Raw genomic sequence first — 14,203 nt, 5'->3', positions numbered from 1 at the left:
GCGGTGCGATGTCAGCCGCGAGTCAGTGTCATCGAATCCTCTCCGGTGAACCTGTCGTCGTCCACGACGCGCACGGTGACGGTTCGCTCGCCGCAGAAGTCGGTGCCGACCGTGATCTTCTTTCCGCTTCTCTCGAACTCGCCGTCGCCGTCCACGTCCCACTCGTACCGAAGGATCTCGTCGTTCTCGGCCGTCGACGCGTTCGCCCGCAGGACGACGGTTTGGTTCTCCTCGAAGGTGCGGTTCTCAGCGTCCTTCGGGGCAGTTTCGATGGTCACTCGCGGGTTTTCCGGCTCTTCTTCGGCGACCTGATGGTCGCGCAGCGGCTTCTCGTCGCTCGATTCGAGCGCGTACAGTTCGCTCTCGTCGGAGTAGACGCTCTTCCACTCGCGGACGGTCACGTACGCCTTCCCGTCGGCGACGACGGGGGAGTACGGAGTGAGATACCCGGCTTCCCGAATAGAGTAGTTCCAGCGTTCGTCGCCGTCGTTCGCATCGAGGGCGTAGACGGCGGGCACCGCCGGTCGGACAATGTCGTCGGTGTCCTCCAGTTTGCTGAAGAACTTCCCGGCGACGTAGACCGTGTCGTTACCCGCCGTGGGTGCCGACAGGTGTATTGCCGGGGTCTCGTACTTCCACTTCTCGTCGCCGATGTCGGCGTCGAGCGCGTACAGACCGCCGTAATCCTCGTAACCATCGTGGTGCGTGCCGCGCGTCGAGACGTACACCGTGCCGTTGCTGATGGCGGGTGACCCGGTCGCTGCGCCCGACCTTCTTGCTCGTCCAGCGCCGCTCGCCGTTCGCCGTGTCGTAGGCGACGATTCGACCGGTCGCGGGCAGGTCGGCGTCGGTCATTACTGACGTGTAGGCCGTCCTGTTAGCGACGGCCGGAACCGATTCGGCGCGCGCGCCGAAACTCGTGTTTCAGTCCTGTGCCGTCGCCCCGACGAACGACGCGGACGAGACGACGAGCAGGGTCAAGAACACGCCGACGTCTGCTCGCTTGCGATTCATTCCGTTCCTCTCCGATCATTCAGTGTCGTAGTCATGGTGTGGTTCGCGTGCCTGTGCCGATTTCGGACTCATCCGACTGACGCAACTCACGATAGTTTAATTCACAACATTAATATCAGTTTATTATCCAATAACGGAGACTGTTACGCTCGCTCCGAGGCCGCGTTAAGTGTTCGATAAATCAACTGTGTCCGAAGATGAACGTTCGTCGAGTCGGTGGAACCATCGGTGGAGATTCCGACGGGGGTTCGAACGCCAAACGCGACCGGAATCGGTAGCCATAGAAGAATCGAGCGAATCGGACGAAATCCGCGGACGAACGCTCCCGCTGCCGAATTAAGCATCTCCTGCCCCCGCACTACCGTCCCGAACGCTGAAATCGGAGGTCGTTGACAGGGACTCCATGACCGTCAGTTCAGCTGTCGTGTTGACCGCCGGTGAGGGGATGCGACTCCGTCCGCTCACTCGCAACCGCCCGAAACCAATGCTTCCCGCGACGACGCGGCCCATCCTCGAATACGTCCTCGACGCGCTCGTGGACGCGGGCGTCGACCGAATCCATCTCGTCGTGGGGTATCGAGGCGACCGCGTGCGCGACCACTTCGGTTCGAACTATCGCGGGGTGGCCATCTCCTACGCCGAACAGGACAAACAGCTCGGAAGCGGGCACGCCTTGCTCGCGGCCCGCGACGACGTGGACGACGCGTTTCTCGTCGTCAACGGTGACCAGATAATCGAGGCCGAGATGGTCGCCGACGTGCGCGAGGCGTTCGGCGAGCACGCGGCGGAACGCGACCATTTCGCCGCGGCGTTGGCCGTCATCGAACGCGCCGACGTGGCGGAGTACGGCGCGGTCGTGATGGACGGTGACCGCGTGCGCCAAATCGTCGAGAAACCCACGTCAGACGAGTACCGCCTCCTCAACGCGGGCGTCTACGCCTTCGACGAGCGGATCTTCGACGCCATCGAGGCGACGCCGAGCGCAGAGGGTGAACTGGCGCTGACCGACACACTCGGCCGGCTCCTCGCCACCGACGCCGCGGTTCGGGGCGTCGTCACGGACGGTCTCTGGGTGGACGCGACTTATCCGTGGGATTTGCTCGACGTGGCTCACGAACTGCTCGTCCGCGGTCGTGTCTCCGAACCTCGGCGCGACGACCGACTTTGGATCGCAGACTCCGCCCGCGTCCACGATTCGGCAGTGCTCCAACCGCCCGTCGTCGTCGGGCCGGACTGCGACATCCACCCCGGTGCGGTCGTCGGCCCCTACACCGCACTCGGGCGAGGAGCGACCGTCGGTTCGAACGCGGTCGTCGAGCGAACCGTCCTCGACAGCGACACCCGAGTCGGCGCGTCCGCCACACTCGTCAACTGCGTCACCGGCCAGAGCGTCTCTCTCGGCCCCGGAACCACGATTCCGGGCGGCCCCGCGGACGTGCGCGTGAACGGTTCGATTTTCGAAGACCAGCAGCTCGGCGCCCTACTCGCGGACCGCGTTCAGGTCGCGGGTAACGTGAGCTTCGCTCCGGGAACGCTCGTCGGCCCGGAGGCGCGCATCGGCCCGGGCGTGTCAGTCGGCGGAACGGTCGAAGAGGGCGCGACGATAGTTCGCTGACCCACCTATCCTGCCATAATTTTTATGCGCAGTTCCGGAGTAGCATCGCCCACGACTCTCTCAGAAATCAGGCGACAACGAGCGACTGCGTAGAAGTAGCGTCTCAGATGACACGAAGACTAGACGAAAGAACCGGCGGGCAGGGTATCGACGACGAACGACAAGGACGTGACAGTTCTGCCGGCGTGAAGCGTCGGAACGAGTGGACGCTACAGAGGCGCGTTCTACGCGTCGTAGGAGCGGCGTCTGCGGAATCGAAGGGGCTATAAGCGTGCTAGAACAGTGTGACGATATGGCTTCCGAGCGGTCGTTTGTCTCTGTCATCATTCCAGTTTACAACGACCCCAGAGGCATTCGGATGACTCTCAATGCTGTCACGGATCAGACGTGTCCGCACGAGGCGTACGAGGTACTCGTCGTCGACAACGGTTCGACCGACAATACCCGAGACGTCATCCGGAGGTACTGCGACCGGTTCCCCGACCTCGTGAAACTGCTTGTCGAAGACGAGGTACAGGGACCTGCCGCCGCGCGGAACGAAGCGATAGACCACGCGAACGGTTCCCTGTTGGCGTTCATCGACGCCGATATGACCGTCGAGGAGACGTGGCTCGAAGACGCCGTCGCGTCGATGGAGACCAACGAGTGGGACTACATGGGCTGTGACGTTGAGATATACATCGAAGACGGCAAGGACACGCTCACCGCCAAGTACAACCAGATATTCGGGTTTCCGATCCGAAAGTACATCGAAGAACAGCAGTTCTCCGGAACTGGCTGTCTCGTCGTTCGGCGCGAGGTGTTCGACGAAGTGGGGAACTTCGACGAGCGCCTCTTCTCGGGCGAAGACCAGGAGTTCGGCAATCGGGTGTACGACGCGGGTTTCGACCAACATTACCAGCCCGCCATCACGATGTACCATCCCGCCCGGTCGTCGCTCCCGTCGCTCCTGAAGAAGCATTTTCGACTGGGTCGCGGTCGGGCGCAGATGCAGCGATATCACCCCGAGCGCGTCGAGAAGCCGAGCGTCCTGAACCCGCGAAACTACCTGCCGCCGCATCCGATTCGATTCTACAAGCGCGTGACCGAGGCGGCGTCGCTGACGCGACACGAGGTCGTCCTACTCTTTCTCATCGCGTATCTGAAACGCCTCTCCGCGACGGCGGGCTGGGCATACGAGCACTTCGGCGAGGGAGAGAAGTAGTCACTCCGACCGAACCGCGCGCAGTAATCCCGCGCCACCGACTCCCGCGACGGCGGCGAGCACGCCGAATCCGGACTGCCCGGATCGATTCGTCGTCTCACCGCTTCCTTCGTTCGTTCCTGGCACCGTCGGTCCCATCGACCCGCCGTCGGCGGCGGACGTGGGAACCGACTGCGCTTCAAGGCCGACGTACTCGTTCGAGCACGAGACGGCATTGCTGATGATGAACGGCTGTCCGACTCGAATCGTCCGCTTCGTCCCGTTCATGAATATCTCGGTTCGCACGGACTGCGGCGAATCGCTCAGTCGGTCGACGAGCGTGGCGTCGTACACCTGCGTCTTCTCCGGCTTCCAGTTCGGAAATTGACAGTTCGTCACCACGTCGGGACTCACCTGCTTTTTCTTGGCGTCCGCGACGATGACGAACTGTCCGACGTAGTTCCCTTCGAAGGGCTGTGACTTCGGGACGAGCATCTGTCTGGTCGTTCGCTTCTGTGCCATCGTGGCCTTCGACGCGAGGGCGGTGCCGACCACACCACCGACCCCCGCGAGGAAGGCGCGTCGCGTGTGTTTTCCTTCGGACATCGTGGTTCTCCTCGCTCTCTCGTCGGCGTCTCCGAGCTATCGAATCCACGTACGGAAGTCGGATAAGAACTGTGGCGACCCGGAAGAAAAGCGACTTACGCACCCGCCCCGACCCGCTGAGTATGCGACAGTTTATCGTCATCGGCCACGATGCTCCGACGACGCCCGATTTCTCGCTCGACGACCTCGCGGGCGGAGCGGGGCGACTCGACGCCCTCTGCCGATGCGTCAACAGCGCCTTCTTCCTCTCGCACGATTTCCGGAGCGACGTTCGCCTCTTTCTCGTCCTGCAGGACGAACTGACCATCCGATTCGAAGGGAGCGAACTCCGCAGGCTCAACCCCGACGAGCGAAGCACGGCGGCACTGATCCGCAAGGCCCTCGAAGTTAAATCGGAAGCCATCGGTCACATGGAAGCCGAGAGCACGCCCGGCGTCCACGTCTCGAAGCGCGACTTCGAGGCGGTGCTGACCGACGCGAGCGAGGACGCGACCGTGATAGAACTCCACGAAGACGGAACGCCGGTGGTCGACGTCGAACCACCAGAAAATCCGCTTTTCGTGCTCTCCGACCACGGCGATTTCACCGACAGCGAGGCCGGCCTGCTGGCCGAGGCGTCTGACGAGCGCGTTCGGTTGGGGCCGTCGCTCCTGCACGGAAATCACGCGATGACGGTGGCGCATAACTATCTGGATACGCGGGGCTACACCGACTACTGACGCCGCAGTTCCGGAACCGTTAAAGGCAGGTGTCGCCATGTTCGATTTGCGGGCCGGTGGGGTAGCCTGGTATCCTTCGGCCTTCGGGTGGCCGTAACCGCAGTTCGAATCTGCGCCGGCCCACTACCTTTCCCGCATTCGACGAACGCCGAGCGACAGCGAGGCGTCGCGGAGGAGCACGGTGAATGACGCCAAGCAGATTCGGGCAAGGAAGACACGCACAACGAAGCGAGCACGTCTCGGCGAGTTCGAATCTACGCCGAACCGCTTTCACTGTCTCGACGCTCGAACGCACAGAAATATCGGTCGTCGTAGTCGCTTCTCGTACGATTCCGGGTTTTTCTTCTCGAACGCCGCCGTGGGCTTGGGTTCCACCAGTTCGTCCAGTCGAAACCCCGTTTCGACGAGCGGATTGACGACCTCCGAGAACGGTCGGCGGTAGAACGGAACGTCGACCGGCTCGCCGGAGACTGACCACGTCATGCACTCCCGCCCGGTTTCGAAGTAGTTCACGTCTTCGAAAGCGAGATAGTCGTCCAGCGGATGATGGGTCGAAAACGCGAGGAATCCGCGCGGTCGGAGGATGCGAGCGAACTCCGCGAAAACCCGCCGCCAGTCTTCCACGTAGTGGAGTGAAAGACCGCTGACGACGCCGTCGAACTCGTCGTTCTCCGCGAAGTCGAGCGACTGTTCCAGATCGGCTCGACGAACGTCCGCTTGGTCGCCCACCCGTTTCGCGGTCTGTTCGACCATCCCCTCGCTCGCGTCGACTGCGACGACCTCCGCCCCTCGGTCGAGCAACCACTCTGCGTACCGACCGCATCCGCAGCCCGCATCGAGGATTCGTTTTCCGTCCACGTCCGGAACGAGCTCCGTCATCGCGGGAAACTCCAACTCCGCACAGAAGGCATCGTCTTCGTGTGCTCTGTACGTTCCCGACAGTTCGTCATAGGCGTCCTCCGTGACGGGTCTCTCGTCGGGTGGCATAACGTACTTGTGTGCCTTTTCACACGTTAATTGTACCGGTTCCGACGTTTCCATCCCGACCTGCTACTTTTCCGCACCCAACGAACGCCGACCGACGGCGAGTCGTCGGTGTCGCGAGCCGAAAGACGAACAGAACGATTCTACTGCGCTGCCGACTCCGACTCGCCGTCATCGCCGCGATAGACGTCCCAGAGCACGATGACGATGGGAAGTATCAACAGAATTCCCGGCAGGAAGTCCACCGGGGATAGTCTGCCGTCGGACGTGAACCACGTGACCGCGACGTAGAGGAGGAAGACGGCGGTCGACCCGACGATGACCCCCAACCGTACTTCTCGGTCGCTCGGTGAGAAATCTATCCCTACCAATAGGTTCACCGAAGCATAAATGTATCTACGATGAAGGTTCGGTCGAGTGCGAGAAACGCTCCCTCTTCTCCGTCCCCAACCCGAGTCACTACCGTTATCCCTGCCACGACCCTAGCGCCAGAGATGACCGAGGGTATCCGATTCGACATCTCCGAAACCGCCAGCGTCGCCGAGCACCGGGACGAGGTCGTCGCGGCGGTCACGGAGCACGCGGGGCAAATCGCGCGCGAACTCGCGCTCCTCCAAGGTGGAGACTACGGCCAATCGACGTTTCGGACGGACGCCGGAGAGTGGACGCTCAAGTACGAGGCTGGCGACATCCAGTACCTCCGATTCGAGGGCAAGCCGGGCGGCGAAACCTACGTCGTCTCGTCCAAACAGCCGCCGGAACCGGACGACCTCGCCACCACGATGCGAGATTACGACGCATTCGTGGAGGCGTACAACCGGCACGTCAAATCGAAAGAAGGCGTGCTGGACGACGTGTCCGTCGAGTTCCCCGCGGTCGCCTCGACCGATACGGTCGTCGCCGAGCGCGACCGCGTTGTCGGACGCATCCGCGAGGTGGCCGACGCGATATCGGTCGAACTACACCGCTACGAGGGCGTCGATTACGGGACGTACTCGACACGGGTGGATGGAAAGCGATGGGAGTTGAAATGGGAGGAAGGAAGGGCGTCCTACCTCCGTATCGGCGGGCAGGGCGGAACGTATCTCGTCTCGCAGTACGAACCGCCGTCGGCACCCGACCTCCGGGAACTCGCGCCGGAGTTCGGTCGATTCGTGGAGGCGTTCAACGAACACGTCGATGACTTGGAAGCGGATCTCTCGAAGATTTCGCTCTGAGCAGGTCGAACAACATCGCACGTCGGCCGCGGCGATTTTCGGTTTGAGTCCCCTGTTTCGGGTATGGATTCCGAAAGCAAGCGCCGGAACGCCGTACTGCTCGGCGGTGGAATACTCGGCGTTGGGTTCGGAGCGCTCCTCGACGTCATCGTGTTCCACCTCATCCTTCAGTGGCACCACCTTCTATCGAGTATCTACGCGCCCTCGACGGTCGCCGGTCTGCGGACGAACGTGTATTTCGACGGCATCTTCTCGCTCGCCATGCTCGGCGTGATGTCCCTCGGCGGTGGGATGATCTGGCGAGCGCTCAACCGCTCCGACGAAGCGCACTCGACGGTGCGGTTGTTCGGAAGTGTTCTCGTCGGCGTAGGCGCTTTCAACGTCTTCGACGGAATCGTCGACCACTACCTCCTCCACGTCCACGACGCCGTCCACGGAACTCGTGCGCTGAACCCCCACTGGGTGGGGGCCAGCTTCCTCCTTCTCGGTCTCGGAATCCTCGTACTGACGAGGTAGACGCGCAACCGCGAACGCCGCGGTCGGTTCGCCGCGAATCGACCGCCAGCGTTTCGACGGACTCGACGGATTTTGCGTCCTCCTTCACTTTCACTCTCCGCTTCGCGCACAGTTATGTCACCGTCCTGCGAATCGACGGGCGATGCCGAAATCCCCAATCGAGAACCGAATCGGAACCGTATTCGTCCCAGTCTCCGACATGCCGCGAGCGATCGAGTGGTACTCCGACCTCTTCGACCTGCCGACGGACGGGGACGAGGCGAGCCACGAAGGAACCATCTACGACGTGGAGATGAAAGGCGACGTGGGACTCCTTCTCGACGCCAACCGACCCGTCGAGAACTCCTCGCAATCGCTGTGTTACTTCTGGACGGACGACATCGATGCGACCCACGAGTTCCTCGAAGAGCGAGAGATTCCGGTCGTGATGGGGCCGGAGAACATCGGGACTGTCACGTTCGTCACCCTCGAAGACCCCGATGGAAACCGATTGATGGCCTGCCAGCGGAACTGAGCGACTTGTTTTTCACCCTACCGACTTTCGTCTTCGACTCCCTTCAGTGCTTATCCCTGCTCATTTTCCACCAGACGACGAATTACGTGGGTTCCGACGATGGCTCGGTCGCCGAGGTGGGATTTTCGGTCGACGGCTCGGAGTTTCCGGTCGTCGTCTCGGATTCCTCAGTCGCCGGTTTCGCGGTCGTCTCGGGTTTTTCCGTCGTGGGATCCGACCGTTCGGTCGCCTCTCCCTCTGCCGTCGTCTCCTTCGTCGTTCGGTCGGTCGTCGCCGTATCGGTCATCACACCGCACTCGGCGGCGGTCTGGCCGGTCGCGGTAATCTGCCTCTCGTAGCCGAACGGGCGCATATCGAGTCGCCAGCGGAGTCGGTCGTCGGGACTCGACGGGTTCCAGCGCGCCGTGAAGGTGTGCCGCCCCGGATTCAGCGTGTCGGGCGGCGCGGTCGAACTCGCGCCGACGAGTTCGCTTTGGACGAGGAGCGCCTCGTCGTTCGGATTCTCGTAGCCGAAGGTTACGTCGCCCCTGCCGCCGGTCGCGGCACAGCCTTCCACGGACGCCGACACCTTCGCCGGGCGAACCTGCCGAAGACAGGCGTTCAGATTCGGGTGGCGCTTCGAAATCGTCGGTTCCGCGGCTCCCGATTCGAAGGTGGCGATGTCCGTGATGGCGAATCCCGTGACTCCAGCCACGTCGCCCACGTTCGTCTCGTCGATTCTCGTCCGTCCGCTCACGGGACCGATTTCGCTGTAGGAGGTCGCCAGTCCGTCCGACGCATACCACGTCGTGCTGATGGCGACTCGCTCGAACTCGCCGGTCACCCGCGCTCGGTCGCAGTTGAGGAACTCGATTCGCTTCGTCGGTTCTTCTCCGTCACCCGGTTTGTCGCCCCCTCCTCCACCGTCCGGCTCAATCTGCCGCCCGTTGAGGTAGACGGTCGCGTCGCCGTCCATCCGAAACCGCGTCAGTTCGCCGGAGAAGCGATAGGCGTCGCCACCCCCAGCGACCGCACCGCGGACGCGCTTGCCGGAGATGTGGTCCTCGTCGTCGATGGTGACATGTCGGTTTGTGATGGGCGCACCGCCGTTCTCCCGGCTCTTTCGTATCTGTCCGCTCACGGCGAACCGGTAGCGAACGACGTTCTGAGGACTCCCGCCGAAGACGACGAGGTGATTCGGCAGTCCTCGTTCCCGACACCACGGACCGGCGTAAGGGTTGTCGGCCGTGAACTTCGCGGGCTGTCCCGGCGTCTGGAGTTCTCGGATGTCGACGCTCACGGTGTCGATGGCGAAGGGATAGGGGTCGTGCGCCGCCGTCGGGTGGATGGTGGTCGTTCCGCTGACGGGCCCCTCGAACAGGATGTTCGTCCCGAGGCCGGACTCGTCCCAGAAACTTGTGTGCATCCGGACGCTCCGGAAACTACCGGTCACTCGCGCCGTGTCGCAGTTCACGAATTCGATGGGCGCGTCCGCGGCAGGATTTTCGCCGAGTTCGTCCGACCGGACTCGCCGGCCGTTGCGATAGACGTTGGTTTCGCCCGCCCGACCTGAGGACGGCGAAACCCGGAATCGAATGATCCGACCGGAGTACCGATAGGCGTCCCCTCCTCCGGCGATCGTCCCGCTGGCGTGGGTACCCCCGTCCGAAATCGTGTCTTCGCTATCCTCGGTGACGTGCCGGTCGGCGATGGGTGCGCCGCCGCTTCGCCCGCTCTTTCGCAGGCGTCCGCTCACCGTGAGTCCGTACTCGATGATGGTGTCGGAACTGCCGCCGAAGATGACGATGTGGTTCGTCTCCTGTTTCCCTTCTGTACGGATTCCCCCCACACCGACCACCCCCGCCGTCGCTGCGAGAAGGCTCCGTCGGCTGACGCGATTCGGTTGCATAGCTGGATTACAGTGGATTCAACGGTCTTTGCGATAAATCACGATAACCGTTTTCCGGTGTGGCGACAGGAAACGTCGGCTTTCCCGAGACCGTTCGTCGCGTAGGATTCGCCTATCCCGTCGCGGAAGACCGGAGCGTCTTTTTCCATCCCCGAGAAGACCCGAGTATGGCCGACGAAGACGACCCCCTCGCGTGGGAGACGCTCGATTCGGACGTGGCGTACGCCTGCCCCGGTTTTGACGTGCGCCATGAGGATGTTCGCCTGCCCGACGGGACGGAGACCGACTTTGATTATCTCTCGGAACCCGAGAGCGTGGTCGTGCTCCCTTTCACCGAGGACGGCGACGTGGTCGTCATCGAGGAGTGGCGACAGGCGGTGTCGCGCGTCTCGCGGGGGCTTCCAGTCGGCGGCGTCGAACCCGGGGACGACGACCTCGCCTCCGCGGCCCGCCGCGAACTCGCCGAGGAGACGGGCTACGAGGCGGCGCGGGTGACCCATCTCACCACCGTCGAACCGGCGAACGGAATCGCAAATACGGTTCATCACTACTTCGTGGCTGACGACTGCACGCCGACGGGCGTACAGGAACTCGACCACAACGAGAGCATCCGTCCGGAGACGACTACGTTGGACGCGCTTCGTAAGGAAATCGCGGCTGACGAGGTGTTCGACGGTCGAACCGCGCTCGGCGTGCTCTACTACGAAGTATTCGGTTGAGATCCTCGGTGACGCTACCGGAGACCGTTCTTCCACCGCAGGAACTAGTCACACACTATAATTTATAATTTATAATAATAAAACAACCTTCGATAACCATAAATTATAATGGGGAGTCGTGACTCACCCTCGGAGTGTATGGCGTATCCGCACAGTCCATTGGTAGCATTCATCGTCGGCGTCGTAGCCGTCGTACTCTTACTCGTGTATTGGGATCTTCCTGCGTTCATCGGGCTCATGATCGCCGCGCTGATAGTCGGTCTCATCGCGCCGCAAGTTCCCGCGGGCAAAGTACCCGTGAAGATAGCGAGCGCGTTCGGAGAGGAGATGGCCGGTATCGGTATTCCCATCCTGATGGCGGCCGTCATCGGAAAGTCGATGATGGCGAGCGGTGCGGCGAATCGGATCGTCCGCGCATCGACGTCGCTGACCGGCCGCGACAACGCCGAGTACGCCCTCTGGGGGAGTAGTTCCCTGCTGTCGATACCCGTGTTTTTCGACAACGTCTTCTACCTCATGGCTCCGCTCGCGCGCTCGATGCGAAGTCGCATCGGGAAGAACTACACGCTCTTCATCGTCGTCGTCGGCGCGGGCGGCGCGACGACGCACGTGTTCGTCCCGCCGACCCCCGGACCGCTCGCCGTCGCGGCCCAGATCGGCGTCAACCTCGGAACGACCATCCTCATCGGTCTCGCCGTCGCCCTCCCGGCGGCGCTGGTGGCGGGCATCCTCTACGGCCACTGGATCAACAAGCGGCTGGACATCCCGCTGCGCGACTCAATGGACACGTCCGGCGAGGAGATGGAGGAGCTTTCGGAGCGCCCGACGAGCGCGCTTCCGGGGCTATTCGAGTCGCTCCTTCCGATACTGCTCGCGGTTTTCCTCGTCGCGGCGAACACGGCGACGTCGACGCTGCGCGACTCGTACGGCGATCTACCGGTCTGGTTCACGTCCACCGTCTCGAGGTCGACGCTGAACGGAATCTCCCCCGCGACATCGCTCCTCGGCGATTCGACCTTCGCGCTGACGGCGGCTGCGGTCGTCGCGGCGCTGACCTACTTGCGGACGAGGGATATCTCGCAACCCGCGTGGTCGGACGAACTCACCGAGGCGCTGAAGAACGGCGGCAACATCGCCGCCATCACCGCGACCGGCGGCGCCTTCGGCGCGATGCTTGCAGCCGCGGGCGTCGGCAACTACATCTCTGCCGGGCTGAAAGACCTCGGACTCGGTCTACTCGTGACCGCGTGGGTCATCGCCGCCGCAGTTCGCGTCGCACAGGGGTCGGCGACGGTCGCCATGCTCACCACTGCCGGCATCGTCGCCCCCTTGACCGGCCAGCTCACGGTGAATCCGGCATATCTCGTCATGGCCATCGGCGCGGGCGGAAATATCTTCTCGTGGTACAACGACAGCGGTTTCTGGCTGGTCAAGGAGATCGGCGGCCTGACGCAGGTCGAGACGCTGAAGACGTGGACCGTCCTGACGACCATCATCTCGGTGACGGGGCTCGTCACCGTCCTTCTGCTGTCGTCGGTCGTTCCGCTGGCCTGACAGCGGAACTCTTACGCCACCGCCGCGGGTACGCCGCGGTAATGGAACGAGACATCTTCGAGGTTCGCGCGCAGGACGGAGGGGGTCGAATCGGGGAACTCACCGTCCCACGGGCCGGCGTGACGGTCGAGACGCCGGCCCTCCTGCCGGTCGTCAACCCCCACGTGGTGACGGTCGACCCGTCCCGGCTCGAATCGGAGTTCGGCGCGGAGATCCTCATCACGAACTCCTACATCCTCTACAAGAGCGAGGATTTCCGCGACGACGCGCTCGACGGAGGCCTCCACGAACTCCTCGATTTCGACGGGGCCATCATGACCGACTCCGGGTCGTTCCAACTCGCCGAGTACGGCGAGATCAGCGTGACGACCGAAGAGATTCTCCGGTTCCAGCACGACGTCGGTTCGGACATCGGGACGCCGGTGGACATCCCGACGCCACCCGACGTCGACCGCGAGCGGGCCGAATCGGAACTCGAAACGACGCAGGAGCGCCTCGAACTCGCGGCGACCGTCGACGTCGGCGAGATGCTCGTCAACGCGCCGGTACAGGGGTCGACCTACGCCGACCTCCGCGAGAAGGCCGGTCGACACGCCTACGACACGGAGCTTGACGTGTTCCCCGTCGGCGCGGTCGTTCCGCTGATGAACGAGTACCGGTACGACGACATGGTGGACGTCGTCGCCGCCGCGAAGCGCGGACTGGGCGCGGACGCCCCGGTTCACCTGTTCGGCGCGGGCCACCCGATGATGTTCGCGCTGGCGGTCGCCATGGGCTGTGACTTGTTCGATTCGGCTGCCTACGCGCTGTACGCCCGCGACGACCGCTACCTAACTGTTCGCGGCACGAAGCAGTTGGACGACCTCGAATACTTCCCTTGCTCCTGTCCCATCTGTGCGAATTACACCCCCGACGAACTTCGGGAGTTCGACGATTGGGAGCGCGAGGAACTGCTGGCCGAGCACAATCTCCACGTCACGTTCGAGGAGATCCGCACCATCAAGCAGGCGATTCGCTCGGGCGACCTCTTCGAGTTGGTGGAGAACCGCGCCCGCGCCCACCCCGCCATGCTCGACGGGTATCGCGCGCTCGGGGCGCACGCCGCGCAGCTCGAACGCGCCGACCCCGCCTCGAAAGGGGCTTTCTTCTACCTCTCCGGCGAGAGCGCCGCCAGACCCGAAGTGCTCCGCCACCGCGAGCGACTCTTCCGGCTGAATCCGGAGGGTCGTGTGCTCCTGACGGAAGGCAACCCGAGCAAGAACTACGACGAATCGTGGCGGGTGGTTCCACCTTTCGGTCCGTTCCCCCGCGCGCTCTCGGAGACCTACCCTCTGACCGCGGAGATTCCCGAGCGCATGGACGGCGCCGGGTACGAGTCGGCGGCCCGCGGGGTGGCGCGACTGGTCGCGGAGAATCAGGAGTGCGAGTTCACGCTGGCTCACTACGACTGGCCCGAATCGGCGCTGGCGCTGGTTCCCGAGTCGGTTCGCGTCGTGGAATTGAGTGACGCGTAGTTCGCAACCGACACCTTACGTCTCGTCGGAGTACGCGACGAGTTCGTCGTCGCAACCGACGACGAGAACCCCTCGACTGACGACGGGCGTCGTGAGCGCGTACGAAGCGAGCAGGACGGTTTCTCGCTTCTCGCCGGTTTCGACGTCGAGTCTGTGAAGG

The 14,203-nt window shown here is 63.1% G+C and carries 16 protein-coding genes and 1 tRNA gene; 11 read left to right on the top strand and 6 right to left on the bottom strand.

The annotated features are described in order from the left end of the window. Positions 1 to 11: 11 nt before the first annotated feature. Both LIW51_RS12710 and LIW51_RS12705 read right to left on the bottom strand, forming a co-directional pair. Positions 12 to 728 (bottom strand): outer membrane protein assembly factor BamB family protein, encoded by a 717-nt coding sequence (locus LIW51_RS12710; RefSeq protein WP_368411738.1) that lies wholly within the window; start codon positions 726 to 728, stop codon positions 12 to 14. Between the two features lie 429 nt (positions 729 to 1,157). After that, entirely contained in the window at positions 1,158 to 1,358 is a 201-nt protein-coding gene (locus tag LIW51_RS12705; protein ID WP_227374485.1) for a hypothetical protein, read from the bottom strand. A gap of 59 nt (positions 1,359 to 1,417) precedes the next feature. On the opposite strand from LIW51_RS12705, the gene LIW51_RS12700 reads away from it, so the two are divergent. Further along, a complete protein-coding gene (locus tag LIW51_RS12700; protein ID WP_227374484.1) occupies positions 1,418 to 2,629 on the top strand; it encodes a sugar phosphate nucleotidyltransferase in 1,212 nt (403 codons plus the stop codon). A gap of 292 nt (positions 2,630 to 2,921) precedes the next feature. Next, complete coding sequence (locus tag LIW51_RS12695; protein ID WP_227374483.1) at positions 2,922 to 3,833, top strand: glycosyltransferase family 2 protein; 912 nt, start codon at positions 2,922 to 2,924, stop codon at positions 3,831 to 3,833. Here LIW51_RS12695 and LIW51_RS12690 read toward each other — a convergent pair whose 3' ends face one another. After that, positions 3,834 to 4,418 carry a hypothetical protein gene (locus LIW51_RS12690; protein WP_227374482.1) on the bottom strand — a complete coding sequence of 195 codons (585 nt, stop codon included), beginning with the start codon at positions 4,416 to 4,418 and terminating at the stop codon, positions 3,834 to 3,836. It lies immediately after the preceding gene. Between the two features lie 122 nt (positions 4,419 to 4,540). Between LIW51_RS12690 and trmY the strand changes: the two genes are divergently transcribed. Beyond that, positions 4,541 to 5,137, top strand: a complete 597-nt coding sequence (trmY, locus tag LIW51_RS12685; protein WP_227374481.1) for a tRNA (pseudouridine(54)-N(1))-methyltransferase TrmY — start codon at positions 4,541 to 4,543, stop codon at positions 5,135 to 5,137. A gap of 50 nt (positions 5,138 to 5,187) precedes the next feature. After that, a tRNA-Pro gene (locus LIW51_RS12680) sits at positions 5,188 to 5,260 on the top strand. 147 nt (positions 5,261 to 5,407) lie between these two features. Here LIW51_RS12680 and LIW51_RS12675 read toward each other — a convergent pair. Further along, positions 5,408 to 6,124: a class I SAM-dependent methyltransferase gene (locus LIW51_RS12675; RefSeq protein ID WP_227374480.1), complete on the bottom strand. Its 717-nt coding sequence runs from the start codon at positions 6,122 to 6,124 to the stop codon at positions 5,408 to 5,410. A 140-nt stretch (positions 6,125 to 6,264) separates the two neighbouring features. Then, positions 6,265 to 6,492: a hypothetical protein gene (locus LIW51_RS12670; protein ID WP_227374479.1), complete on the bottom strand. Its 228-nt coding sequence runs from the start codon at positions 6,490 to 6,492 to the stop codon at positions 6,265 to 6,267. A 123-nt stretch (positions 6,493 to 6,615) separates the two neighbouring features. Between LIW51_RS12670 and LIW51_RS12665 the strand changes: the two genes are divergently transcribed. The 3 genes from LIW51_RS12665 (at position 6,616) to LIW51_RS12655 (ending at position 8,368) form a co-directional block, all read left to right on the top strand. Continuing rightward, positions 6,616 to 7,338 carry a profilin-fold protein gene (locus tag LIW51_RS12665; RefSeq protein WP_227374478.1) on the top strand — a complete coding sequence of 241 codons (723 nt, stop codon included), beginning with the start codon at positions 6,616 to 6,618 and terminating at the stop codon, positions 7,336 to 7,338. Between the two features lie 63 nt (positions 7,339 to 7,401). Then, entirely contained in the window at positions 7,402 to 7,854 is a 453-nt protein-coding gene (locus LIW51_RS12660) for a DUF2243 domain-containing protein (RefSeq protein ID WP_227374477.1), read from the top strand. Between the two features lie 142 nt (positions 7,855 to 7,996). Then, complete coding sequence (locus LIW51_RS12655) at positions 7,997 to 8,368, top strand: VOC family protein (protein ID WP_227374476.1); 372 nt, start codon at positions 7,997 to 7,999, stop codon at positions 8,366 to 8,368. An 82-nt stretch (positions 8,369 to 8,450) separates the two neighbouring features. Here LIW51_RS12655 and LIW51_RS12650 read toward each other — a convergent pair whose 3' ends face one another. Next, positions 8,451 to 10,256, bottom strand: a complete 1,806-nt coding sequence (locus tag LIW51_RS12650; protein ID WP_227374475.1) for a hypothetical protein — start codon at positions 10,254 to 10,256, stop codon at positions 8,451 to 8,453. 167 nt (positions 10,257 to 10,423) lie between these two features. Here LIW51_RS12650 and LIW51_RS12645 point away from each other — a divergent pair, with 167 nt between their 5' ends. From LIW51_RS12645 to LIW51_RS12630, 4 genes are all read left to right on the top strand, one after another. After that, on the top strand, positions 10,424 to 10,975 hold the full coding sequence (locus LIW51_RS12645) for an NUDIX hydrolase (protein WP_227376803.1): 552 nt from the start codon (positions 10,424 to 10,426) through the stop codon (positions 10,973 to 10,975). 138 nt (positions 10,976 to 11,113) lie between these two features. After that, on the top strand, positions 11,114 to 12,529 hold the full coding sequence (locus LIW51_RS12640) for a GntP family permease (RefSeq protein WP_227374474.1): 1,416 nt from the start codon (positions 11,114 to 11,116) through the stop codon (positions 12,527 to 12,529). Between the two features lie 41 nt (positions 12,530 to 12,570). Continuing rightward, on the top strand, positions 12,571 to 14,043 hold the full coding sequence (gene tgtA, locus LIW51_RS12635) for a tRNA guanosine(15) transglycosylase TgtA (protein WP_227374473.1): 1,473 nt from the start codon (positions 12,571 to 12,573) through the stop codon (positions 14,041 to 14,043). Then, positions 14,033 to 14,200 carry a hypothetical protein gene (locus LIW51_RS12630; protein WP_227374472.1) on the top strand — a complete coding sequence of 56 codons (168 nt, stop codon included), beginning with the start codon at positions 14,033 to 14,035 and terminating at the stop codon, positions 14,198 to 14,200. The genes tgtA and LIW51_RS12630 overlap by 11 nt, the downstream gene beginning before the upstream one ends. Positions 14,201 to 14,203 lie beyond the last annotated feature (3 nt).

This window comes from Haladaptatus halobius, assembly GCF_020618475.1.
Taxonomy (GTDB): Archaea; Halobacteriota; Halobacteria; order Halobacteriales; family Haladaptataceae; genus Haladaptatus; species Haladaptatus halobius.
The sequence above is the reverse complement of the archived record's forward strand: the minus strand, read 5'-3'. Positions and strand labels throughout refer to the sequence as shown.